This window comes from Pseudomonas siliginis, from assembly GCF_019145195.1.
GTDB classification, from domain to species: domain Bacteria; phylum Pseudomonadota; class Gammaproteobacteria; order Pseudomonadales; family Pseudomonadaceae; genus Aquipseudomonas; species Aquipseudomonas siliginis.
The window spans coordinates 324,541-348,765 of record NZ_JAHSTW010000006.1 but is presented as its reverse complement, the minus strand read 5'-3'; the positions used below and the strand labels follow the sequence as shown (position 1 = coordinate 348,765).

21 protein-coding genes are annotated in these 24,225 nt (G+C 62.4%); 15 read left to right on the top strand and 6 right to left on the bottom strand.

Annotated elements, in window-relative coordinates; all coding sequences use genetic code 11:
* Positions 1 to 53: 53 nt before the first annotated feature.
* From KVG87_RS14555 to KVG87_RS14535, 5 genes are all read left to right on the top strand, one after another.
* Positions 54 to 1,406, top strand: coding sequence for a 3-oxoacyl-ACP reductase (locus tag KVG87_RS14555; RefSeq protein WP_217851295.1), 1,353 nt, complete (start codon positions 54 to 56; stop codon positions 1,404 to 1,406).
* A gap of 2 nt (positions 1,407 to 1,408) precedes the next feature.
* The gene (locus tag KVG87_RS14550; protein WP_217851293.1) at positions 1,409 to 2,263 is read left to right on the top strand and encodes a MaoC/PaaZ C-terminal domain-containing protein; all 855 of its coding nucleotides are present in this window, start codon (positions 1,409 to 1,411) and stop codon (positions 2,261 to 2,263) included.
* Between the two features lie 303 nt (positions 2,264 to 2,566).
* The gene (locus KVG87_RS14545; RefSeq protein WP_217851290.1) at positions 2,567 to 4,174 is read left to right on the top strand and encodes a collagen-like triple helix repeat-containing protein; all 1,608 of its coding nucleotides are present in this window, start codon (positions 2,567 to 2,569) and stop codon (positions 4,172 to 4,174) included.
* 134 nt (positions 4,175 to 4,308) lie between these two features.
* Complete coding sequence (locus tag KVG87_RS14540; protein ID WP_217851288.1) at positions 4,309 to 5,979, top strand: ShlB/FhaC/HecB family hemolysin secretion/activation protein; 1,671 nt, start codon at positions 4,309 to 4,311, stop codon at positions 5,977 to 5,979.
* Between the two features lie 522 nt (positions 5,980 to 6,501).
* Complete coding sequence (locus KVG87_RS14535; RefSeq protein WP_041479635.1) at positions 6,502 to 6,864, top strand: DUF6124 family protein; 363 nt, start codon at positions 6,502 to 6,504, stop codon at positions 6,862 to 6,864.
* Between the two features lie 850 nt (positions 6,865 to 7,714).
* Here KVG87_RS14535 and KVG87_RS14530 read toward each other — a convergent pair.
* Together KVG87_RS14530 and KVG87_RS14525 are read right to left on the bottom strand one after the other, a co-directional pair.
* Positions 7,715 to 8,122, bottom strand: a complete 408-nt coding sequence (locus KVG87_RS14530; protein WP_041480644.1) for a response regulator — start codon at positions 8,120 to 8,122, stop codon at positions 7,715 to 7,717.
* A 70-nt stretch (positions 8,123 to 8,192) separates the two neighbouring features.
* Positions 8,193 to 8,408: a Flp family type IVb pilin gene (locus tag KVG87_RS14525; protein ID WP_437180901.1), complete on the bottom strand. Its 216-nt coding sequence runs from the start codon at positions 8,406 to 8,408 to the stop codon at positions 8,193 to 8,195.
* Between the two features lie 329 nt (positions 8,409 to 8,737).
* Between KVG87_RS14525 and cpaB the strand changes: the two genes are divergently transcribed.
* From cpaB to KVG87_RS14485, 8 genes are read left to right on the top strand one after another with little or no spacing between them, the layout of a single operon-like run.
* On the top strand, positions 8,738 to 9,679 hold the full coding sequence (gene cpaB / locus KVG87_RS14520; protein WP_217851286.1) for a Flp pilus assembly protein CpaB: 942 nt from the start codon (positions 8,738 to 8,740) through the stop codon (positions 9,677 to 9,679).
* Between the two features lie 20 nt (positions 9,680 to 9,699).
* Positions 9,700 to 10,917 (top strand): type II and III secretion system protein family protein, encoded by a 1,218-nt coding sequence (locus KVG87_RS14515; protein ID WP_217851284.1) that lies wholly within the window; start codon positions 9,700 to 9,702, stop codon positions 10,915 to 10,917.
* Positions 10,914 to 12,104 (top strand): CpaE/TadZ family protein, encoded by a 1,191-nt coding sequence (locus KVG87_RS14510; protein WP_217851283.1) that lies wholly within the window; start codon positions 10,914 to 10,916, stop codon positions 12,102 to 12,104. Before KVG87_RS14515 ends, KVG87_RS14510 begins: the two co-directional genes overlap by 4 nt.
* Entirely contained in the window at positions 12,101 to 13,369 is a 1,269-nt protein-coding gene (locus KVG87_RS14505) for a TadA family conjugal transfer-associated ATPase (protein ID WP_217851282.1), read from the top strand. The genes KVG87_RS14510 and KVG87_RS14505 overlap by 4 nt, the downstream gene beginning before the upstream one ends.
* Before the next feature lie 17 nt (positions 13,370 to 13,386).
* Complete coding sequence (locus tag KVG87_RS14500) at positions 13,387 to 14,271, top strand: type II secretion system F family protein (protein ID WP_076565577.1); 885 nt, start codon at positions 13,387 to 13,389, stop codon at positions 14,269 to 14,271.
* Position 14,272: 1 nt separating this feature from the next.
* The gene (locus KVG87_RS14495; protein WP_110647081.1) at positions 14,273 to 15,157 is read left to right on the top strand and encodes a type II secretion system F family protein; all 885 of its coding nucleotides are present in this window, start codon (positions 14,273 to 14,275) and stop codon (positions 15,155 to 15,157) included.
* A gap of 23 nt (positions 15,158 to 15,180) precedes the next feature.
* Complete coding sequence (locus KVG87_RS14490) at positions 15,181 to 15,903, top strand: tetratricopeptide repeat protein (RefSeq protein ID WP_186567268.1); 723 nt, start codon at positions 15,181 to 15,183, stop codon at positions 15,901 to 15,903.
* A gap of 9 nt (positions 15,904 to 15,912) precedes the next feature.
* A complete protein-coding gene (locus KVG87_RS14485) occupies positions 15,913 to 16,185 on the top strand; it encodes a DUF3613 domain-containing protein (protein WP_122751744.1) in 273 nt (90 codons plus the stop codon).
* Between the two features lie 112 nt (positions 16,186 to 16,297).
* On the opposite strand, the gene KVG87_RS14480 is transcribed toward KVG87_RS14485, so the two are convergent.
* The 3 genes from KVG87_RS14480 to KVG87_RS14470 form a co-directional block, all read right to left on the bottom strand.
* Positions 16,298 to 16,660, bottom strand: coding sequence for a DUF6124 family protein (locus tag KVG87_RS14480; RefSeq protein WP_024011438.1), 363 nt, complete (start codon positions 16,658 to 16,660; stop codon positions 16,298 to 16,300).
* A gap of 781 nt (positions 16,661 to 17,441) precedes the next feature.
* Complete coding sequence (locus tag KVG87_RS14475; RefSeq protein WP_225930898.1) at positions 17,442 to 18,221, bottom strand: response regulator transcription factor; 780 nt, start codon at positions 18,219 to 18,221, stop codon at positions 17,442 to 17,444.
* Between the two features lie 106 nt (positions 18,222 to 18,327).
* Complete coding sequence (locus KVG87_RS14470) at positions 18,328 to 18,798, bottom strand: A24 family peptidase (RefSeq protein WP_217851280.1); 471 nt, start codon at positions 18,796 to 18,798, stop codon at positions 18,328 to 18,330.
* A gap of 75 nt (positions 18,799 to 18,873) precedes the next feature.
* Here KVG87_RS14470 and KVG87_RS14465 point away from each other — a divergent pair, with 75 nt between their 5' ends.
* Positions 18,874 to 19,320: a TadE/TadG family type IV pilus assembly protein gene (locus KVG87_RS14465; protein ID WP_024011435.1), complete on the top strand. Its 447-nt coding sequence runs from the start codon at positions 18,874 to 18,876 to the stop codon at positions 19,318 to 19,320.
* Positions 19,317 to 22,079 (top strand): PAS domain-containing sensor histidine kinase, encoded by a 2,763-nt coding sequence (locus KVG87_RS14460; protein WP_217851279.1) that lies wholly within the window; start codon positions 19,317 to 19,319, stop codon positions 22,077 to 22,079. Before KVG87_RS14465 ends, KVG87_RS14460 begins: the two co-directional genes overlap by 4 nt.
* On the opposite strand, the gene KVG87_RS14455 is transcribed toward KVG87_RS14460, so the two are convergent.
* Positions 22,064 to 24,061, bottom strand: a complete 1,998-nt coding sequence (locus KVG87_RS14455) for a pilus assembly protein TadG-related protein (protein ID WP_217851277.1) — start codon at positions 24,059 to 24,061, stop codon at positions 22,064 to 22,066. The genes KVG87_RS14460 and KVG87_RS14455 overlap by 16 nt on opposite strands.
* Positions 24,062 to 24,225 lie beyond the last annotated feature (164 nt).

The following is a 24,225-nucleotide window of genomic DNA, read 5'->3' as shown; positions in this document are numbered from 1 at the left end:
TTGATTGCCGTGGACAGTCCACACTTTGAACCCCAACTTCTGGAGAGCGTTCCATGTCTGACCGCTATATCGACTTCGCCAACTCATCCTTCGGCCATCGTCTGGTCGGGGCCTTGGGCCTGCCGTCGCCGGTGCGGCTGGAACGCTGGCAGGCGGGGCGTCTGCGGCCGATCGAGGGCGCCCTGTTGATCGGTGGCGGGCCGCTGGCCGAACGGATCAGCGGGTTTGCCAACCGCTTGACCGATGCAATCTACAGCTACGGCACCGAGCCCTCGCTGGCCACTGCATGGATCCCCGGCCACGGGCCGAAACTCAAAGCGGTGGTGTTCGACGCCAGCGCTCTGCAACACACCGACCAGCTCAAGCAACTGCGCGAATTCTTTCAGCCATTGATGAAGAACCTCGACCATAGCGCGCATCTGGTCATCCTCGGCCGCGCGCCGGAAAGCCTGGGTGATCCGTTCGCCTCCAGTGCGCAGCGAGCACTCGAAGGCTTCTCGCGCTCGCTGGCCAAAGAGCTGCGCGGCGGTGGCACCTTGCAGCTGATCTACGTCGGCGAAGGTGCCGAAGATCAACTGGAAGGCCCGCTGCGATTCTTCCTCTCGCCGAAAAGTGCATTCGTGTCCGGTCAGGTAATTCGCCTGACCGCGTGCGCTACGCCAGTCACTGACTGGACCCGCCCGCTGGCCGGGCGCAAGGCGCTGGTCACCGGTGCCGCGCGCGGCATCGGCGCGTCGATTGCCGAAACCCTGGCCCGTGATGGCGCCGAGGTGATCCTCCTCGACGTACCGCCAGCCAAGACCGACCTTGAGGCCCTCGCCGCGCGCCTCGGCGGCCGGGCGATCACCCTCGATATCTGCGCCGATGACGCCGCCGCGCAATTGATTGAGCAGCTGCCCGACGGCCTCGACATCCTCGTGCACAACGCCGGCATCACCCGTGACAAAACCCTGGCCAACATGACCCCGGAATTCTGGGACGCGGTGCTGGCCGTCAACCTCAACGCGCCGCAGGTGCTGACCAAGGCGCTGCTCGACAGCGGCACCCTGCGCGACAACGCACGGGTGGTCCTGCTTGCCTCGATCAGCGGCATCGCCGGCAATCGCGGGCAGACCAATTACGCGGCGAGCAAGGCTGGCCTGATCGGTCTGGCCCAGGCCTGGGCGCCGACGCTGCTGGAACGCGGCATCAGCATTAACGCCGTCGCCCCCGGTTTCATCGAAACGCAAATGACTGCGCACATTCCGTTCGGCCTGCGCGAAGCCGGGCGGCGCATGAGTTCGCTGGGCCAGGGCGGCTTGCCGCAAGACGTCGCCGAAGCCGTGGCGTGGCTGGCGCAACCGGGCACGGGCGCGTTCACCGGGCAGGCGTTGCGGGTCTGTGGGCAAAGCGTTCTGGGGGCTTGAGCATGAGCATCGAATGGCACACGCTGGATCGCGAACCGAGTCTGCCCGCGCTGTACTCGCGCGCAGCGACGCGACGCAAAATCACCGGTACGCAACTGCCCGACAGCGGCCTGCGCTGCTGGGTCGATATCGACAGCAAACGGCTGACGGCCTATCGCAAGGTCTGCGGTTTCGTCGATGACGGCCTGCTGCCGCCGACCTATCCACACATCCTCGCCTTCGCCTTGCAGATGCAATTGCTCACGGCCAGGGACTTTCCGTTCCCGCTGCTGGGGCTGATTCACCTGAGCAACCGCATCCGCGTGTTGCGGCCAATGGGCGCGATCAGTCGCGCGCAAGTCAGCGTGCGTGTGCACAACCTGCAACCACATGCCAAGGGCGCGACGTTCGATCTGTTGACCACCCTCGACGATCAGCTTGGGCCGCTGTGGGAAGCCGAAAGCCAGATGCTCTGTCGCGGGGTGAAACTCGAGGGCGAGGCGCTGGCTCAGGATTGGCAGCCGTCACAGGATTTGCTCGAAGTGGCGCGCTGGACTGCACCTGCTGATATCGGTCGCCAGTATGCGAAAGTCTCCGGCGACTACAACCCGATTCACCTCAGTGCAGCGAGCGCCAAACTGTTCGGTTTTCCCACCGCGATTGCCCATGGACTCGGGAACAAGGCGCGGACACTGGCGGCACTCTCCGATCACCTGCCCAAAGCCAACCTGGAAATCGCCGTGCACTTTCGCAAACCGGTGCGCCTGCCCAGTGAAGTGATATTGCTGGCCAGTGCCGCGGGCTCCAGCGGTGAGTTGCGTCTGATCGGTGCCGGCGACCTGGAACATATGGTCGGTCAGTGGCAACCGATCGCCTGATCTGGCGGGGCGGAAAAACCCGTTAATTGTGTATATATCACTTAAGTTTTTCCGCGCCCTGCCCGCCGCTTTGCAAAAAACCGAGCCTTGAATATCAAGGCTTTTTTTTGCCCGTTTATTACCGGGGTATTAGTCCTTCGGCATAGCGCCGAGCCCTCTATATAAACGGGTTAATACCAACTTGAGAATGGTGAAAAACCTGCCCTCGACTGAGATTACAGCCACGGACGAGGCATCGCCGACGACAGATCGGCGAGCCATCGAAGGCAACGTAACGTTGTGACAGGTGCAGGAATCTCAATCATGAAAACTCAAGTGATGTGGTCCAAATCGGCAATCGCGCTGGCACTGATTCTTTCGGTCGGCCTCGTCGGCTGCAGCAGCGGCGGTGGCGGTCATCGCAGCAGTTCGGGCAGCTCGACGGCGGACGGCACGGCGGGCACCGATGGCAGCGGTGGCGCGGGCGGCGGAACCGGCGGCGATACTGCCGGCACCGGCGGTACAGGTGGCACCGGCGGCGATACCGCAGGCACTGGTGGAACCGGTGGCACTGGCGGCACTGGCGGTACCGGCGGTGGCACCGATCCGACCAACCCAACCAATCCGACAGACCCGACCGATCCCACCAACCCGACCAATCCCGCTGCACCTTCGCTGGTGACCACAACACTTGTTCAGGATGTCGGCAAAACCGTCAGCGGTGTCGGCGATGGCGTCGGCCAGATCGGCGATTCACTGAGTACTGTTCCGGTCGCTGGCGGCATCGTGCAAAGCGTGGCCAACACCACCGGCAACGTGGTCAGCACCTTGGGCGATGGCGTCACTGATGGCATCGGCAAACTGGCCACTGACCCCAACGGCCTGACCACCACCGTGGCCTCGGTTGGCGGCGTGGTTTCCGATGTTGGCGACGGCGTGTCGGACCTCAGCGTCAAACTCAACACCGCGACCCGTAGCGTTCCCGTCGTTGGCGGTGTAGTCACCCGCGTGGCGCCGCTGGTCGATGGCATCGGTGAAAAAGTCACCATGCTTGGCGACACCCTCAACACCTCACTGACCAGCGGCCCGACCAGCCAGTTGACCAACAAGGTCGGCAGCGGCCTGGTGCCGGTGATCGCCATGGTCGAAAGCACCACCGACAAGCTCGGCGATGCCACCGGTCTGGGTGATCCGCTCAAAGGGGTGATCTCGAAAGTGGGCGGCACGGTGAACAGCCTTGGCGGCAAAGTCACCGGCGCAGGCAGCGGCAATGCCCTGACCAACACCCTCGGCGGCGCCCTGAGCAACACCGGCACGGCGGTCGGCAAAGCGGGTGGCCTGGTGTCCAATGGCACTGGCTCGGGTACTGGCGGCATCGGCGGCATCGGTGGCGGGCTGGGCGGCACCGGTCTGCTGCAAACCGTGGGTGGCGCCGTGGTCAACGTCGGCAGCGGTCTGAATGCCGGCAGCACCAGCGGCGTGGTCAGTGCCGGCGGCGTCACCGCTGGCGGGCTGGGCACCACGATTGCGTCGATCAACACCGTACTCGGTGGTTCAGGCACGCCGATCACTGCAACCACGTCGCCGCTGGCCAGTGTCGGCGCCGCAGTCGGTGCGGGCCTCAATCCGGTCACCAGCGCGGTCACCACTGTCACTCAACAGGTCGGCGCCGCTACCGGTCTCGGCACTCCGGTCGCTGGTCTTACAAATCAGGTGGGCGCCGCCGTCGGCAATCTCGGCGGAGCGATTGCCGCCACCAACAATCCGGTCACCACTGCTGTCGGCGGTCTGGTTACCAACGTCGGCGGCACCGTGGCAGCGGTCGGTGGTCTGGTCAACAGCGGCACTGCCACTGGCGGCGGCACGGCAACCGGTGGCTTGGGCGGGGTACTCGGCGGCCTGACCGGCGCGCTGGGCGGCAACAAACGCTAAATTGCACCTGGCCGATTCGACGGCCTTACCTACAGCGCCTACGCTTGGTTGAGGGCGGAAGATTCCCACGAGTCTTCCGCCTTTTTTCTAAGGAAAAATCTGCCCTGTGCTGTGTTCTGACCATGGAGTGTCCTATGCGCGTACTGGCATCCCTGCTGTGCCTGAGCCTCAGTTCCGCTGCCCTCGCCGACACCTTGCCCAGCTTTCTCAACAGCAACGAAACCATCCGCAACCTCCCCGTACCCAACCTGCCCGCCGACGCCTATCGGCCGAGCGCGGCGCCGCTGCAAGTGCCAGACCCGGGTGCGACCGCCGCGCAGCCATTGCTGATGGAAACCAAGGTCAACCTCAAGACCGTGCAGATCGAAGGCGGCACGATTTACCCGCTCAACGAACTCGCGGAAATCTACAAGCCCCTGATCGGCCGTCAGGCCAGCCTTGCCGAGCTGATCGAAGCCACGCGCAACATCACCCGTCGTTATCAGCAGGACGGCTACCTGTTGTCCTATGCGTTCCTGCCGCAACAGAACTTCGATGACGGCGTGGCGCGGGTAGTGCTGGTCGAAGGCTACGTGCGCGATATTCAGATGCAGGGCGACATCGGCCGGGTCAAAGGCCTGCTCGACAAACTCGCCGCGAAAATCCAGGCCGAACGCCCGCTGACGCGCAAAACCTTCGAGCGCTACACCACGCTGATGAGCCGCATTCCCGGCGTGACGATTCAAGCGCAAGTGCCACCGCCGGGCACCACCGATGGCGCGACCACCCTGGTTGCCCAGGCCAGTCGCAAACCGTTCACCAGCACTCTGAGCACCACCGAAGACAACCGTAACGGCCCGCAGGCGTTGCTCGGTGTCAGCAGCAATTCGCAGACGTCGATGGGCGAACAGTTGAGCCTCAGCGGCCTGTTCCCACCGGGCGACGACAAAGAGCATTACTACCGTCTCGACTACAGCCAGTTCCTCGATACCGAAGGCACGCAACTCAACGTCTCGGCCTCGCGTTACCGCGCCGACCCGGACACCGAAGTGCTGGTCGGCGGTGGCGGACGCCTGAGTACCCACCGCGAAAACGATCGCTACTCGATCGGCTTCAGCACGCCCCTGATCGCCTCCGCCAACGAACTGCTGACCGCCGGCTCGCGCTTGTATGCGGTCGACGACAAGACGCGCTATGACGGCATCAACTTTCCCTTCAGCACCGAACTGCGCACCGACGTCCGCGCCCTGGCTTTCGAAGGCGACTGGCGCAAGGCCGACGCCCGCCAACTGCGCATCCTCAGTGCCGGCGTCTACCAGGGCTTCGACAGCCTCGGCGCGAGCACCAACTATGACGACATCGACCTGGATTTCTTCCGCGTCAGACTGTCCGGCGTGCAGAGCGACAAGTTTCTCGACAACTGGCAAGGCGTGCTCTCGGCGGCGCTGTACTGGAGCGACGACACCTTGCCCGACAGCGAACGCGCCGTATTCGGCGGGCAAAACTTCGGCCGTGGCTACCCCGACGACCAGGCCTCGGGCGACAAGGGATGGGGCGTGGCTTACGAGGTCAACTACAGCTTCAACCGCGACGGCAACTGGGTGCGCATCCTGCAACCCTACGTCGTCGTCGACCGCTCGCGCAGCTGGTTCAACCAACTGCCGGTGCCGGCCAACAACCTGTCATCCACCGCGCTCGGACTGAGGTTCGGCGATGCCAAGTACTACAACGTCGCTCTGGAAGTGGCGAAGGCCATGTCGGATGAAGCGCTGGACACGTTGAATCGCAAGCCTCGGTACAGCATCAGTTTCAGTTATCAGTTGTAAGGGCCGAGCGGTGTGTCAGTCAGGATTTTTTTTGACTGACGCACCGCCTTCGCGAGCAGGCTCGCTCCCACAGATTCGGCGGTGTTCATGGTTGCTGAGTACAACCGCCGTCCCTGTGTGAGCGAGCCTGCTCGCGAAAGGGTTCGGCTATTCAACCGATTTATCGCAGCGCTTTAAACCAGCCGTTTAAACACACGCCCCGTTACCTCGCAACAGCCCACAAATCCTTGCGCCGTTGCCTACGGCTACGCCAGAATCCGCCGGCTTGTGCGCCTGGGGCGCGGGTTCTATCGTTTGCCTGCCACTGCTCATCAGTGGTCGGGTTTAGTCGCCCGCTTGTCCACGACGCACAGGTTCCTGTCAGCCAGGTATTGCATACCTGCACTTGATGGTGGCTGTGCGCAGGGCGCCTACGGGCGCGCCGATTTCGTGGCTCATCGGTCGACTAACCTGCGTGCAGCTGCCTCCCTTTCGTTTAGTCGCGAACGGGTTGCGGCCCTACTCCATCAGGAGACTGAGCCCGTGAAAAAGATAACGCCCGATCCACCCCTTGCCGATCCGACTTTCGCCGACCCGCTCGTCGAAGCGCAAAAACTCAAGGAAGCCGCCGACCGCGCCATCGATTACTACCTCAACCCCCGCCTCATCAAAGACCCCGCCGCACCGCGAAAACCCAGCACCCTATTCATCGTCGACCCGGCTGCGGACAACGAAACCCTGTTGGTCCATGCCTGCGAATCACTGGCCTCGGCGAGCATCATGGCCAGCGACCTCGCCGGATTTATCGATGGACCGCAGCGCAGCTCCCTGTTGGGGATACAACAGGTGATCATGCTGGGCGAACTGGCGGTCAACCGCGTACTGGACAGGCTTGTGCCGGAGTGACAAGAGCTAGAGGCTGGTTGCGCAGGTGGTGAGACAGGCAGAGTGTTGTTGGCTGACTGGCCGCCTTCGCTGGCAAGCCAGCTCCCACAGGATTGATGTACATCAGGCAGGAATGGGTTGGCTGGCAGGCCGCTATCGCGAGCAGGCTCACTCCTACAGTTTTGATCGTGGGTTTTCAGTGAGAAACAGGTCGGCTGTCAGACCGCCTTCGCGAGCAGGCTCGCTCCCACAGTTTGAATCGAGTACATCAGCGAGAAACAGGTCGGCAGGCAGACCGCCTTCGCGAGCAGGCTCGCTCCCACAGTTTGAATCGAGTACATCAGCGAGAAACAGGTCGGCTGTCAGGCCGCCTTCGCTGGCAAGCCAGCTCCCACAGTTTGATCGGGTGCGTTCAGTGAGAAACAGGTAGGCTGTCAGGCCGCCTTCGCGAGCAGGCTCGCTCCCACAAAAGCAAAAGCAAAGCAGCGAAGCTGCCCGCGGCGAAGCCGCCCCACTCAACAATGAGCGCAAGCTCGAGTGCTCTTGATCTTGATCCACCGGCGACGTCGGAAGGCTGAGTGGAGGGATTGATCCGGGCGTGGGAGCGCAGCGACCGTCTGGCGCAGCCAGACACAGCGGAAGGAGGTGCAGCGAAGCAAACCGGAGCCGCTGCGCCCGGATCAGTCCCGGAGCGAAGGAACCCGAGCCTGCGAGGGCCGAACGTAGGAGCAAGCGTTTTTTTGCTTACTTTTTTTAGGCGTTTGTAAAAAAAGTGAGTCGCCGTAAGGGCGAAACCGCCAGCCGCAACACCCGCAGCAACGGATATTCACCCAAAACCCCACCAACACGGTCGGCCCAAAGGCCGCCGAGTTCACCCACCCTGAACCTTAGGCTTGGGAAAAAGATTATCGAGAGTCTCCAACAACCTCACGTGATAAATCGGCTTGCGAAACAGATCCAGCACCTGCAACCGCAACATATCGCTGACATCCTCCATATCCGCATGCCCCGACATCACAATCACCGGCAAATGCGCCCGCGACGTATGCTCACGCAACCGCCTGATCAACGACATGCCCGACTCCTCGGGCATACGCAGATCAGTAATCACCAACGCAATATCCGGATGCCGGGTCAGATGATGCAGCGCGAGCTTCACCGACGTCGCGGTATGACAGACAAACCCCTCCCCCTCCAGCAACTCCGCCAACTCCAGCAACGCGTCTTCTTCATCATCAACCAGAAGCAGTTGTTGGCGGGGCGACGAAGACGCGTTCATAGGCAATACCTGAATACTGAAAGGTAAATCCAGTGTAGTGCGATATCAGCCAGGTGCAGTATTCACAAGATCAAGGCGTTGGCCGAGTCACAGCCGTACCATCGAGCGAGGTCAGAATATTGTTGAAGATCGCCAATACCCTGTCTCCAAGCGGAGTGACGAACGCCACAACCACCACCGCCACCATCGCCACCACAATCGCATACTCAATCGCCGAAGCACCCTCTTCACTGCGGGAAAACGCGCGAGCCTTGGCGATCACATAATCAAAAGTCATACGAAACATAGCTCCACTCCTTCGCGCCTCTGGCGCCGACATCACCACCGCGGCAAGGTTCCACCGTGCCACCTGAGCATTGTCAACAAACCCCCGCCCAACAACTGTAAGAACGCATTAATCACAAAGCATTAATCCCATCGTTTTTCCGCCGTTTCCGGCTGTTAACTGGCCAACGTCATACTTTGGTACGGTTATTTCGCCTGTCACTAATGGCGCTTTTGCTTGGATCAGCTAGCTTGGAAATAGCGAAATAGTTGCATGTTCATAGCTGCCGATTCAGTCCGCCTTTCGCAAGCAAATGCAGTCGGTTGTGCAGCAGGAAAGGGAGAGCCGTCATGAACAGTCGCGTCACCATGGGCCTTGCCGCGTTACTGTTGCTCGGCGCGGTTTTTGTCGGTTACTGGGGGCTGGTGCTCAGTCGTCAGCCGGCCCCGGTCGCCGAGGCGCCCGTCGCCCCAGCGGTCAGCATTGAACAGACTGTCGCGATTGCCGAAGACCAGACCCGCCAACCGGTGGTGGTGCTGCTCCACGATGTAGCGCCGTTCACGCCGTTGACCGCCGCCGATGTGACCGTGGAAAAACTGCGCAGCGCGCCGGCCGGCAGCCTGACCAGCATCGAACAAGCAGTCGGCCGCACACCTTGGCGCCACCTCAGCGCCGGCACCTGGCTCAATGACGAAAGCTTCCAGGCTGGCGGTGCGTTGGCGCGGATGATTCGCCGCGACGAGCGCGCGCTGACCGTGGCCGTCGATGAAGTGATCGGTGCCGCCGGGCAGTTGCTGCCGGGCGATTACGTCGATGTGCTGCTGTATCTGCGCGAGGACGCGAGCAATCTGCAGCAGTCGGCGCAGATCGCCGTTCCGGCCCTGCGCGTGCTCGGAATTGGCGATCATTACGGCCTGACCAACGACGGCCAACCGGCGACGCCCAGCCTCAGCGCCGAAGAAAAAGTCAAACAGGACCAGCGCCGCATCGCCGCACGCACCGTGGTGCTGGCGGTGCCGGAAAAACTGCTCAGCCGCCTGATGCTCGCCACTCAAGTCGGCACGTTGCGTCTCGCGGTGCGCAGCAGCGAAGAACAACGGCTGGCGAAATACTGGGCCGGCGAAGCGCAATCGCCCGCGCATCTGGACCGCGCCAACAGCCAGCTCTTCCAGTTCACTCAACTCGCCCTGGGCAGCGCGCAAAAAACACCTGCCACCGCCAGTGCCGGCGCGGCGCCCAGGCCTGCGGTGGAAATCATTCGCGGCAACCAGATCAGCCAACAAACCCCATGACTGCGCAAGGATTCACGTGCATGCAGAGTCGACTCAGACCGACATTGAAACCGGCGCTCCGGGCCTTGCTGTTGTTGGGATTGACGATGGATACCGCCCTCGCGGCGGTGGGCAATTGCTCGGCACTGCCGCGCCTGCCCTCGGTGATCGAAATCGGTGAAGGCTTCCAGCAGGACATGCAGTCACCGGTGGCAATCACTCGGCTGGCAGTGGGCGACCCGAAAATTGCCGACGTGCATGCCAATGGCGGTTCGTCCTTTTTGCTCACGGGCGTCGGCCCCGGCGCAACCAGCCTGATGGTCTGGACGGCCTGCTCGGCGCAGCCGCAGCAAGCCATGGTCTTTGTCCAGGGCGCGGCGACCACGGCGCTGACCAGCAGCGTGCCGTCCGACGATGCGACCCTGCCGTCGCAAGTGCAGACCGACATCCGCTTCGTTGAAGTCAGCCGCACCAAACTCAAGGAAGCCACGGCGTCGCTGATCGGCACGCGCGGCAATTTCCTGTTCGGTTCGCCCGGCACGCTGCCACCGATCGACGGCGTGCCGCAGCCGCGCCTGCCGGTGGATAACTCGCTGTTCAATTTCTCCTGGGTCGGCGGCAAGACCATGGCGATCATCAACGCCCTGGAAACCAGCGGCTTCGCCTACACCTTGGCGCGGCCGAGTCTGGTGGCGTTGAACGGGCAGAGTGCGAGCTTCCTGGCCGGCGGGGAAATCCCGATTCCGGTGCCCAGTTCCGGCAGCGACAGCGTGTCGATCGAGTACAAGGAATTCGGCATCCGCCTGACCCTGACGCCAACCATCATCGGCCGCGACCGCATCGCGCTGAAGGTCGCCCCGGAGGTCAGCGAACTGGATTTTGCCAACGCGGTGAACATCGCCGGCACCACCGTTCCGGCGCTGACCATCCGCCGGACCGACACCAGCGTGTCGCTGGGTGATGGCGAAAGTTTTGTCATCAGCGGTTTGATCAGCACCACCAACAGCTCGCAAGTGAACAAGTTTCCCGGCCTGGGTGACATTCCCATCCTCGGCGCGTTTTTCAAAGGTTCGCAGATCAAACGCGAAGAGCGCGAGCTGCTGATGATCGTCACCCCGCACCTGGTCCAGCCACTGGCGGCGGACGCGCGACTGCCGTCGTTGCCGGGAGAGAAACTGCGCAATTACGACCCGAATTTCTATCGCATGTTCTTCCTCGAAAACGGCAACTTCGACAAGCGCAGCGGGTTGTCGCAATGAACCAGAACCTCAGTCAGACCTTCCTCGCCATCACCCGCAACAGCACCGATCTGGAATGGCTGCAAAGCGCCCTCGCGCCACTCGGCCAGGTCATCAGCGCCGGTGCCGGCAGCCTCGACGAACTGCTCGCGCTGGTCGATGTAACGTTCGCCAATCTGGTCTTCGTCGGTCTCGACCGCGAGCATGTCGTGGCGCAGAGCGCGCTGATCGAAGGTGCGCTGGAAGCCAAGCCGATGCTGGCGATCGTTGCTCTCGGCGACGGCATGGACAATCAGCTTGTGCTGAATGCGATGCGCGCCGGTGCGCGGGATTTTGTCGCCTATGGCTCGCGTTCCAGCGAAGTTGCCGGGCTGGTGCGGCGCCTGAGTAAGCGCTTGCCGGCCGTTGCGCCCAACACCCAGCTTGGCGGGCTTACGGTGATGTACGGCGTGCAGAGCAGTTCCGACGGTGCCTTGCTCGCCAATCACATGGCCATGGTGGTGCAGAAGAGCGGCCAGCAAACCTTGCTGCTCGATCTCGGCCTGCCCCGTGGCGACAGCCTCGCGTTGTTGGGGCTGGAGAGTTCGTTTCACTTCGGCGATGCCCTGCGTCATTTGCGCCGCCTCGACGCGACGCTGATCGACAGCGCTTTCACCAGCGCCGACCACGGCCTGCGCATTCTTGCCTACGCCAACACTGACGAGCCGCTGGAAACCACCAGCGCCGCCGAGCTGTACATGCTGCTCAGCGCCTTGCGCCAGCACTTCCAGCACATTGTCGTGAACCTCACCGGGCAGGCCGACAGTGAAGCGTTGCGCACCTTCGTCAGCCATTGCGACAAACTGCTCTGGTACACCGACCAGAACGTCCTCAACTGCCGACGCAACCTCGCCGTGCTCAATCAATGGCGTGAGAAAGGCATGAAACTCGAGCACGGGCGCTTGCTGATCGATCGCTACCTGAGCAACGTCGCGCCGGATGCCGAGACCCTGGCCAAGACCTTCAATCTGGAAGTCATCGCCGTGCTGGCGTTCAGTCCCGACGTGCGCCTGAACGCGAAAAACCAGGGCGTGAGTCTGTTCGAACTGGCGCCCCGGGAGAAACTCACCCAGAGCCTGCGCACCCTCGGAGAGCGCTTGGCGAAACGCTCCGAAGGCCTGAGCAAACCGAAAGTCACCTGGTTCGACCGCCTGCGAGGCCACTCATGAGCGCAGAAAAACTCTTTGGCTCAACGTCGCACGGAGCGATCGGCAACAGCGATCACGAAGGCCTGAAACTGGTGCTGCACCGCTACATCATCGACGCCATCGAGGAGTCGGGGAAAAACCTGCTGGAAGGTTCACGCCAGCAACTGGCGCAGTTCGTCACCGACAAGGTCGCCGAATACATCGCGCGTTTGCACCTGGCGATCTCGCGCTACGAGATGGAGCGCCTCGGCGAAGAAATCGTCGACGAACTCACCGGATTCGGCCCACTGGAAGTCCTGCTGCGCGACCCGTCGGTGACGGAGATTCTGGTCAACGGCCCGCACCGGGTGTTCATCGAGCGCGACGGCGTACTGCATCAGAGCGATCTGCGTTTTATCGATGCGCATCACGTCGAGCGGGTCATGCAGCGCATTCTTGCGCCGCTCGGGCGCCGCCTCGATGAGTCCTCGCCGATGGTCGATGCGCGCCTGCCGGACGGCAGCCGGGTCAACGCGATCATCCCCCCGATTGCCCTCGACGGCCCGTGCCTGTCGATCCGCAAGTTCCGCAAGGACATGCTCAAGAGCACCGACCTGATGGCGATGCAGACCATCGATCTGGCGATTTTCGAGTTCCTGCAGAACGCCGTGGGCAGGCGCTGCAACATCCTGATCAGTGGCGGCACCGGCACCGGCAAGACCACGCTGTTGAACATCCTCAGCCAGTTGATCAACCCGCACGAACGGCTGGTGACCATCGAAGACGTCGCCGAACTGCAACTCGGCCATCCGCATGTGGTGCGTCTGGAAACCCGTCCACCCAACGCTGAGGGGCATGGCGAGGTCAAGGCCAGCGACCTGATTCGCAACGCCCTGCGCATGCGTCCCGACCGGATCATTCTCGGCGAAATCCGTGGCGTCGAAGTGGTCGACGTGCTCACCGCGATGAACACCGGCCACGACGGTTCGATGAGCACCGTGCACGCCAACAATGCCCAGGACGCGCTGCTGCGTCTGGAGACGCTGGTCGGCCTGACCGGGCGCTCGATTGCCGAACGCACCCTGCGTCAGATGATCTGCGCCGCCCTCGACGTGATCATTCAACTGACACGCATGCCCGATGGCCGGCGCTGCGTCAGTGAAGTGGTGGAAGTGGTCGGGATTCGCGAGGACGTCTACGTCACCAACACCCTGTTCCGCCTCGACCGCCGCACGGGGTTCGGCTTTGTGCGCGAAGCGGTCAACCCGGCCGGCGACAAGCTGCGCCACGACGCTCACCAGGGCTGACGGCGAGGAGCACGCAGATGCTGGGACCGATCATTCTCATCGCCATTTGCCTGATGCTGCTGGGGCTGTCGATCTATCTGTTCCTGCAAGGCCTGCGCAAGACCGCGACGGAGAAAGTCCTCAATCGACTCGCCGCCGGGCAACCGCAACTGGCCGTCGAGCAGACCAGGTGGGTGGGACTGGAACGCATGTTTCTGCGTGCTGGACTGGGTCGGCCGAGCGAGCGTTTCGGTCTGTGGCTGAGCCTGTGGGCGGCGGCCATGGGCCTGGGATTTCTGCTCGGGAACTGGGTTGGTTTGCTGATCATGTTGCTCGTCCCGCCCGTGGCGTTGCGGCTGTACATCGCCATTCGCTACCGACGGCGGATCCGCCGCATGATCGAACAACTGCCGCAATTGCTCGACCACACCGTACGCAGTCTCAAATCCGGGCGCACGCTGAGCGATGCGGTGCTGGGCGGCATCGAGGCCAGTGAAGACCCTTTGAAAGCGGCCATGGGCCGGGTGCAGCGCAACGTGCAACTGGGGGTGAACCTGCCCGATGCGGTCAGCGATTTTGCCGAACTCTACGAGCAGGACGAACTGCGCATGTTCGCCCTCGGCCTGAAGGTCAATCACCGCTACGGCGGCAATGCCAGTGAGCTGCTGGAGAATCTGATCAAACTGATCCGCGAGCGCGACCAGGGCGCGCGGCAGTTGCGCGCCCTTACCGGGGAAACGCGCATGACCGCTTGGGTTTTGGGTTTGCTGCCGCTGATTCTGGTGAGCTACTTCATGCTGACCAACCCCGGCTACATGCTCGGCATGTGGCACGACGAAAGCGGCCAGACCATGCTGCTCAGCGCCGCCGTGTTGCAGGTGCTGGGCAGTCTGGCGCTGTGGCGCATGTTGCGGAGCGTTTGAGATGGTCTGGCTCGCGGCGTTGTTGTTGCTCCTTGGCTCGCTGTTATTGCTGGGCAATCACCTGCTCACCGAGCGCCGCCGCGTGCGACAGGTGCATCAGCGCTTGCACGGCCAATTGGTCCGGGAGAACCGTTTCGGCCACTGGCTGCGCGCGCTGGGCAACAGCCGTTTCGGCCGAGGCTCGGTGAGCATCGACAGCGAAACCCAGACCCTGCTCGGCCGCCTCGGCTGGCGCCGCGCCAACGAGCGCGCGCTCTTCGCCGCCTGCCAGATCGGCACGCCGCTGCTCGCTCTGGGGCTGGCGATCTTTTTGCAGGAAGTGTTTTTCCCGCAGACCAGCCACCGCTGGATGGCGCCGATGTTCGCTGCGGGCGGCGGCTATCTCTTGCCCAAACGCCTGCTCGCCTACGCCGCCGCCCGCCGACAGAAAACCATCGCCGTGGAAATCTCCACGTTCATTCCGCTGCTGCGCATCCTCTTCGAATCCGGCATGGCCGTTGAACAAGCGCTGCGCGTGCTCAGCGTCGAAGCACAGAAACTGCTGCCGGAACTGACCAGCGAACTGCGCCTGATCCTCAGCCGCGTCGACTCCGGTCTGGAGCTGGGTCAGGAGCTGAACAAGACCGCAGTGATGCTCGCGGTGGACGAATTCACCGACACCTGCGTGATCCTCCAGCAACTGATCCACCAGGGCGGCGGCGCGATGAAATCGCTGTTGGCGCTCAAGCAATTGCTCGATGACCGACGCCTGACCCGGCTGCAGGAATACATCTCGAAAATGTCCGCGAAGATGTCGGTGGTGATGATGCTGTTTCTGTTTCCGGCCCTGCTGATCGTACTGGCCGGCCCGGGCTTCACCGCCATTGCCCGCGCGTTCGCAAACTGACCTTGGCTCATGGAGAGCGTTTGATGAAAGTACTGATAGTCATGGCAAGTCTGTTGCTGCTCAGCGGCTGCGCCACGGATGGCCAGGCGCCGTGGACCTCGCTGCTGTCGCCGTCCAGCTGCAGCAAACTGACCTCGGAGCAGGAGCTGTCGCTGAACCTCGCCGATGACCTGGCCAGCGACGGCAAGCTCCACGCCAGCCTCGCCAACCTGCAAAGCCTGCCGGACAACCTCAGCGAAGTGCGCCTGCGCAAAGCCAAGGTCTATCGCCTGCTCGGCCGCAGCGAAGCCGAGCCGCTCTACCGCAGCCTGCTCGGCGGCTGCCTCACCGCCCAAGCCGAACATGGCCTGGGCCAGGTTTACGCCGCCCGTGGCGACAACGGCCAGGCCCAGGCCCACCTGCAACGCGCCGCGCGCCTGGCGCCCACCGACGAAAAAATCCGCAATGACCTCGGCGTGGTCTACCTCAACCAACTGCGCCTCAACGAAGCGAAATTCGAATTCCTCACCGCCATCGAACTGAGCCAGAACAATCAGTTGGCGACGCTGAACATGGTCACCCTGCTGCTCTACCAGAACGACTGGCCACAAGCCGCGGAAATCGTCAGCCGCTCGAAACTGACCCCGGAACAATTCACCGAAGCGCAGCAACGCGCGGAAAAACTCAAAGCCCCGACCCACGCCAAAGCCACACCCGGCGACCGCGTCGCCGCCTTCATCGACCCGCTACCGCCGACGCTCGAATAGGAGACAGCCATGACCCTCCGCAAAGGCCTGTGCTACCTGACCCTGCTCACCCTGCCCCTCAGCGCCCACGCCATCGACACCGGCCCTGCTTCAGCGCAACAACAGGAAACCGAAGGCTGGCTGGTCCTGCAAAGCCGCAACAAAGCCGCCTCGCCCAAACCGCAAAGCGCCACCGCCACCGAACGCGAACTGGCGATGCAGCGCTGGCTGAAGAAATACCAGTACGAGATCCCGGATTTTTACGATCCGGATGCGGGCGGGAAGATCGAGAGCAAGAATTAGTCTGGTGGTGCCCTTAAAGGCCCCTTCGCGAGCAGGCTCGCTCCCACAGTTTGCAATGCATTTCCCCTGTGGGAGCGAGCCTGCTCGCGAAGAACGATAACGCGGTCGCAGGTCAGCTCTGCGGATCAACCCGATCCAGCGCCCGATTCACGGCTAGCTCGGCCAGCATGACAATCTGCTGAATCGCCAACGCCGTGCTGCGCTGAAACCCGCTCAACTCACCAGCGAAATTACTCGCCATCGCACTCGCTGACGCCAGCGACTCACAGGCATGCGCCAACAGGCTTTCGGTATCGACATTGGGCACCACCATGAACAGCGTGCTGGGCGGGTGCGGTTTGGCAGGTTCGGGGCAGAGATAGAAATCGAGCGCGCGTTTTATCGCTTCGCGGTTTTTCACCAGATCGTCGGCGCGCATGGCGTCTTCGAGCGGGGTGGTGGGGGATGGGGGTGGGTCTGGGATCAGTTTGTCCATTGAAACGGCTCTCCAAAATCTGCGGTGCGACCCAATGCCATTCTCACGGGGCAAAAGGTGGCAACTGTATGCGGGGTGAGAATACCGGTTATGGACACCCGGCCAGACCGAAGTCTGCCCGCACACAGCCGCCATGACACATTGCAGACAGCGGACAAGCTGGCGGCGATTATGCGTGCACAGATACTGGATGACCATAAGTAGCAGGGTTCTCACACCCGATCGCCGAAGGTTCGACGACAGCCAGAGACTAGTGACCCGACGTCCGACGGACAACCTGAAAACCTTGTGGGAAGGTTCTGGTTATTTTGAAACAGATTTAAACGACTTCGAGTTATCGGCGGACCGACTGGCCTCATCGCGAGCAGGCTCGCTCCCACAGAAAGCAAAAGCAGCACAGCTGCCCGCGGCGAAGCCGCACCACTCAACAATGAGCGCAAGCTCGAGTACCGCTTTTGATCTTGATCTGGGAGCCCGTCGGCAGGCTGAGTGGAGGGATTGATCCGGGCGTGGGAGCGCAGCGACCGTCTGGCGCAGCCAGACACAGCGGAAGGAGGTGCAGCGAAGCAAACCGGAGCCGCTGCGCCAGGATCGATCCCGCAGCGAAGGAACCCCGAGCCCCAGCGAGCGGGCCGAACGTCAGGGCGAAGACCTTTTGGTTACTTTTGGGGCGTTTGCCAAAAGTGACCCGCCGTAAGGGCGGAACCGTAATCAGCGACACCCAAAAAAACGGATATTCACCCCAACCACCCAAAGCATGGTCGGCCCAAAGGCCGCCAAGTCAATGCGCCGTAACCCGCTGCCGCCCCGCCGAACTACCAGGAGAAAGCGCCAAAGCCAACTGCGTCCGATTATGCATATGCGTCAACCGCAACACCTGCGACACATATAACTTCACCGTGTTCTCGGTAATCCCCAACTCACAGGCAATCTGATAATTGGTCTGCCCCTTGCCCACCAACCGCGCTACATCCAACTGCCGGGGCGACAACTGATTGAACACCGCCGGCATCTCCACAGACTCAGGCTCACCATCACTCACCACCGGCAAGGGCGAGCGCCGTACCTTGTCCAGATCCTGATAAAGGTCATCAATCGACTCGGACAAAAACTGCAACTTCTGATTCAAATGCCCCAGATGCAGATTCTTCTGCCGCTCCTGCAAAGCCAGTTCCTGGCGCTGCACACCCTCAAGCAACTCTGCCAGATCGATCGGCTTCTGATAGTAATCGGCAATCCCCGCACGCAACGCCTTGATCACATCCTGCTTGTCGGCGCGCCCGGTGAGCATGATCGCCTCGAACACCCGCTGCTTGCCGGCCAGCCGCTGCAACGCCTGGATCAACTCGATGCCGTCCATGTCCGGCATATGCAAGTCACTCAGCACCAGACCGATGTCCGGGTCCGCCCTGAACAGCTCGATGGCTTCAAGACTCGAGTCGCACGGCACGCAACGGTAGCCACTGCTCTCGAGAAACTCACAGAGTTCTTCAACGATCAGCGGCTGATCATCGACCACGAGGATTTTTACCGAATTAGGCTTGTTCACGAACCACTCCATTTGCTCGGCCAACGCTGACGGTTCCTGCACTTTGGTGGCGTATTCGCCTGAATTGAAAGTAGACCCACTTTCCGACTATGTACATAGGACTAGTGGCACCCCGCGATCAGGTGATCCAGTACAGCGAAAGCACTACACCTACCAACACGAACGGCGCAAATGGCAGCTTTTTTGACTTGTCCGGGGCCAGATGACGCACATGCTCTCTAACTCCTTGAGCCATATGAGGCCAAACTTTTGGCGCGAGCAGCAGCCACAGCACGCTGGCCACGCCCGCGCCGATAAACGCGCCAAGAACGAATATGCCGTTCGTCGCAAGACCCAGGGCTGTCATTAATTTCACATCGCCGGCGCCCATGCGGCCCAAGAAATAACCCGGCAGCGTCAGCAGCAGAGCGATCAGGCAGGCCCAGCCGCCCTGCCCCGCGTCGGCGCCCAGCCAAGTAGTGCCAGTCGCCAACAACCAGACCAACGCCAGCGCACCTACGCCCAAGGTCAACATGTTGGAAATTCGCCGCTGCCGGGCATCCTGCGCGGCGCAGATCGCCAGCCAGATCAGAACAAGGGAAATCTGCATCCGCTGAAAGCCGTCCGTTTTGCCTGATTGATTCTATGCTGATACTACGCAGTGACTGTCAGGGTAGACGCACGCATGAAAAACGGCTTTCGCAGGTCGCAAAAAGGTGCGGTGGCGATCGAATTCGCCTTGGTGTTCATCATCTTTTTCGCAGTGTTTTACGGGCTGGTCAGCTACGGCCTGCCCTTCGTGATGATGCAATCGTTCAACCAGGCCACCGCTGAGGCGGTGCGCCGCAGCGTTGCGGTGGACCCGACCACGCCGAACTATTCGACGGTGGTGGTCAACACCGCCAATGCCGCGCTGACCCAGCAACTGCAATGGCTGCCCTCGGCCTTGAATCTGGTGGTCGGCACCGACACCAGTGCGGCCTACGACGCGGGGACTGGCACCCTGACCGTCAGCGTCAATTACCCGGTGAGCAAGCTCAATCAGATCATGCCGTTTCTGGTGCTGCCCGGGATCGGCACGGTGCCCAATCTGCCCACGCATCTCACCGCCCGCTCGAGCCTGCAATTTTGACCGCCGGCGATAAGTTTTTCGGGCGCTTGCTCATGCGCGCCCCCACCGCAGCTCACGACTTGCCGGACCATCTCGGCGCGCCGCCCATCGGCCTGCATTTTTATCTGGATGGCAACGGCGATGTGTTGCAGATCGCCGGCCCGCTGCGGCATTTGCTCGCCCAGCACAAACCTCAGGGTCAGCCGCTGCCGCTCAGCGCCTACCTGCTGCCGCACAGTCTGCTGACTATCGAAGGTCAGCCCAGAGACTGGCAGGGGCAACTCCTCGATCTCGACTTTTCCGGGCTCAATGATCAGCCCCTGCACCTGCGCGGCTGGGTGCAGCCGCTGGAGGATGGCTGGCGGTTGCAAATGCTCGACATCGCCGACCTGTTGCTCGAACGTCAGCAAGCGCGCGATCGCGACGCCTGCCAGACCCTCGCCGCGCAGGTCAGCGATCGCCTGCGCACGTGCAGCCTGACGCGTCTGCCGACGGTGCTTGGCGAACAATTGCAGGCCATCGCCCAGCGCTGGCATATCCCCTGCCTCGCCGTGGCGTTACTGGATGAACAGGCCCAGGGCTGGCAGATTCATCAACAGTTTCGCGGCCACGATGCCCCGCAACTGTGGGAGGACGGCCAGCCATTGGGCACGCCGCTGGACAGCCTCAACGGCAGCGCGCCGCAACGCCTCGCGGGCCAGCAGGGCCGCTATGAACACTCGCGATTGCAGGCCACGTTCGGCAACGCCAACGGGTTCGCTGTGCCCTACAGCAATGACCAGGGCGTGGTCGCGTGGCTGCTCTGCGGGTTTTATACGGTCGACAACGTGGCGCCATGGCTGACCGATCGCGACTGGCTGACCCTGGCCGGCGCGCTGGCCGGGCCGCTGCTCAGCCGCTTGCGCGAGCGACGCCATGTGCAATCGATGGAGCGCCTGGACTCGCTGCAAAACCTGCTCGGCACTGGCTGGTGGGAAATCACTGCCGAAGAGCAGATTGCGCTGGCGCCGACGCTGGCCTCGGCACTGAATCTCAGCGATCGCCTGCTGCCGGTAGAAGACTGGCTGTCGCTGTTTCATCCCGCCGATCGCGCCGAGTTGCGCAGCCGCCTGCGCGCCCTGCAACTGCAAGGAGAAGCGCTGACCCTGAGCGTGCGTCTGCACCGCGCGGAGGTCGGCGCAGCAGTGACGTGGTATCGGATTCAGGGCCAGGTCAGCGGCACCGGTGAGCATCGGCGTCTGGTCGGGTTCATGCTCGACATCAGCGACATCCAGAATCAACAACAGCGCGCCGCTGCCGCCCATGCGCGGCTGGATAATCTGATTGCCAGTTCACCGGCGGTGATCTACGTGCAGCGCTATGCAGAAGGCGCGCTGATCCCGGCGTTTTTCAGCGCCAGCCTGCAACCCTTGCTGGGCTGGACGCTGGAAGATTGCGATGCAGCAACACTGGCCGAGCGCGTCCATCCCGACGACCGCGAACTGTATTTCCAGCGCAACCGCCAGTTGTTGCGCGAAGGCTCGGTGCGCGCGCGTTATCGCCTGCGCGACAACCGTGGCGAGTATCACTGGCTGCTCGATGAGGCAAAACTGCTGCGCAACGATCTCGGCCTGCCGGTCGAGGCGGTGGGCCTGTGGCTGGACGTCACCGACGCAACGCTTGCCGCCGAGCAGGTGCGGCAAAGCGAAGAACGCTACCGGATTCTGGTCGAGGACTCGCCGGCGATGATCTGCCGTTATCGCCCGGACCTGACGCTGATCTTTGGCAACCGACCGTTGGCGACTTATCTGGAATGCACCCCGGAACAACTGCCCGGGGTTGATCTGGGTGGCTGGATGTCCGATGAACAGCGCGCAGCGTTCGTTCAGCGCTTGAGCCAACTGACGCCGGAACAGCCAGTGAGTACAGCGGAAATCAGCCTGCAACTGCCCGGACGCGAACACGCCTGGTGGGTCTGGTCGGATCGCGGCGTGTTCGATGAGCAGGGACAGTTGATCGAAGTGCAAGCGGTGGGCCGCGACAACACCGAGGTGCGCCGCTCGCAACAGCAACTCACCCAAAGCGCGAAAATGGCCACCCTCGGCGAAATGGCCACCGGCCTTGCCCACGAGATCAATCAACCGCTCAACGTCATGCGCATGGCCATCGTCAACGTGCTCAAGCGCCTCGGCAACGGTGATGTGCAGGTCGATTACCTGACCGACAAACTCAACCGCATCGACGCTCAGGTTCAACGCGCAGCGAAGGTGGTCGACCACATGCGTGTATTCGGCCGGCGCTCGGAAATCGAACAACAGTTGTTCAACCCGGCCCAAGCCATCGAAGGCACCCTGTCACTGCTGGCCGAAGGCATGCGCGGCAAAGGTGTCGATCTGCGCATAAGTGAGACCGGTTTCGAGGCGCAGGTGCGTGGTTACGTCGATCAGTTGGAGCAGGTGCTGATCAATCTGATGGTCAACGCCCGCGACGCCCTGCTCGGCAAACGCGAGGGCGACTCAACGTTCAAGCCGTGGATTTCGATCTACGCCGAGCGCGACGAGGAAAGCGTGCGGCTGTGGGTCGAGGACAATGGCGGCGGTATCGATCCGCGTTTGCTGGAGCGGATCTTCGAGCCGTTCTTCACCACCAAGCCGATTGGCGTCGGCACCGGCCTGGGCCTGTCGGTGAGCTACGGCATCATCGCCAACATGGGCGGCCAGTTGAGTGTGCGCAACTCGGAAGAAGGCGCGCGTTTTTGTATCGAATTGCCGATCGCCAGCGACGATCAGATCACCAGATAAGCCTTGCCGGTCTGCCCGCAAGTCATGTTGGCGCCCACCTCGGTGTTCATCAGATTGATGCCCAGGCCTTTGAGCAAATTGTTCAACAACGGGTCGAGCAAGGGACTGATCAAACCGGTGACCACTGGCAACAAGCGGTTGCTGACGTCGCTGATCAACGAAGCCACACCGGTGACGATAGCGCCCAGCGGGTTGCTGCCCACGGGTTTGTAAACGATCAGGTTGATGCCGGAAAGCGTGTTCGCCAGGCTGCCGACGATGTTGCTGCTCGGCGCGGCGGGCAGCAGGCTCGGCGGCAGTTTCAGATTGGCCGGGGTGGCGAAGGGTGTGGTGCTGGAGAACAGCAGATTCTGTGTGGTCTGCGCGACGCTGGTGTCGAGTTTGAGGGCGATGCCGCCCGCGCCGTACTGGACCCGGGAGGCGGCATCGCAACTGCCGATGCCGAGAATCTTGTGGCAGGTGATGATGCCGAGATCGACCAGCGGCAACGGCGTCACGGTTGGTTCGGCGACTGAAGAGAACGCCGCGACAGGATCGATCTTGCCGAGTTTGAGATCTGCCAGAGAGGTCGTGGTGGCGGCAGTCAGGCTTTTGCTGCCGCTGTCGTCGGTCGGGCAGCGGTAATCGGTGACATAGCTTTTCGCCCCGCCGGCATCCAGCGCGATGTCGATTTGCGGTGAGGGCAGCAGCTTCGGATCGAGCTGTTGGCAGCCGGCACCCAACAGGCAGAACACTGAATTGAGCGTGTCCACCAGATTCAGGCTCAACAGCGCATTGAGCGTCGGCGTCAGCGTACCGACCAGGCCCAGCACCGCATTGGTCAGCCCCGTCACCCCCGAGAGCACCGGCAGATTCACCGACAGCAGCGTGCGCACCTGCGCGGTGCGCACATATATCCGGTCCGGTCCCAACGGATCGGCCTTGGCCCGCGCCGGATCGCCAATCGCCGAGAACTGCGGCGGTTCGATCACCTTCACCCGTACCGTGACACCGGCCAGCCCCAGCACGTTGACGGGCAAGGTCGCCGCCACCGCGCTCTTGCTGTTGGCCAGTTGCACCACGCCCTGCACCAGTTGCAGCAATTGCAGATTGGCATCCAGCCCCGCCGCCGTGGTGCCGGTTTGCAGCTGCAGGATCTCGCCGAGTCTGACCGGCGCCGCATTGATGGCGGCGGCCTGCAACTGGCCCAGCGCGGTGACCACTTGCGCAGTCGCGCCGTTGAGCTGCACCACCGTCGCTGCGGCCTGAATCAATTGCGTCACGGTCGCTTGGGTATTGAGCAACTGCGTGTAATTGCCGGCGCCGACGTTGAGGTCGATGGCCAGTTGATCGAGGTATTTGAGCAGGTTGATATCGGTGTGCAGCAAACCGTCCCAGCCCACCGCCGTGAGGTTGACGTTGCCGCCAAGCAACCCGGAAAACAGCGGATTGAGGATGTTCGACTGCGCCGTGTCGATGCTGGCGAGGGTGCTGCGAATATTCAGTTGAGCGACGGTCGGCTGCGGTTTGGCCGCGACTGCCGAAGCATTGAGTGTGGTGTTGAGGCTGACCGGCGTGGCGCTGAACAGCGCCTGCACACCGCCGGCAAAACTGCTGGTGACCGTACGACTGGCAGCGACTTTGACTGCGCTTGATTGCGTGGCATCGACAGTGAAACTGCGCATACCGCTGGCAGCGGTGGCCAGTGTGCCGCAGGTGGTCGCGAGTGTATTGGCGGCATCCGCCACGTAACCATTGCGCAGCGCACTTTGCCCGGCATAACTGGCGGCGCTCAGCCCGGGCAGGCAATTGCCGCCGCGACTGACCGCTTCGAGGGCGGCGGTATCCACCACCCGCTGTAATTTGCGCTGTTCCATGTACAAGCGACCGCTGTCGACCACCAGCAACATCATCACCAGCGCCAGACTCAGGGTGGCGGCCGCCATCAAGCCGATCGCCCCGCGTTGCCGGGCCGGGCCGTTGCCTTGCGATCCTGGCGACATGGCGCACTCCTTTGCCGGCGCAGTGCCGAGCGCTACCTCCGTTGATGAAAAAGAGTGTAGACGCGGTCGGTCGAGACTGCTGGCGTCACGCCATTCCAGTCACCACCGCCACTGTGGGAGCGAGCCTGCTCGCGAAAGCGTCGTGCCAGAGGATTCAATGCTGA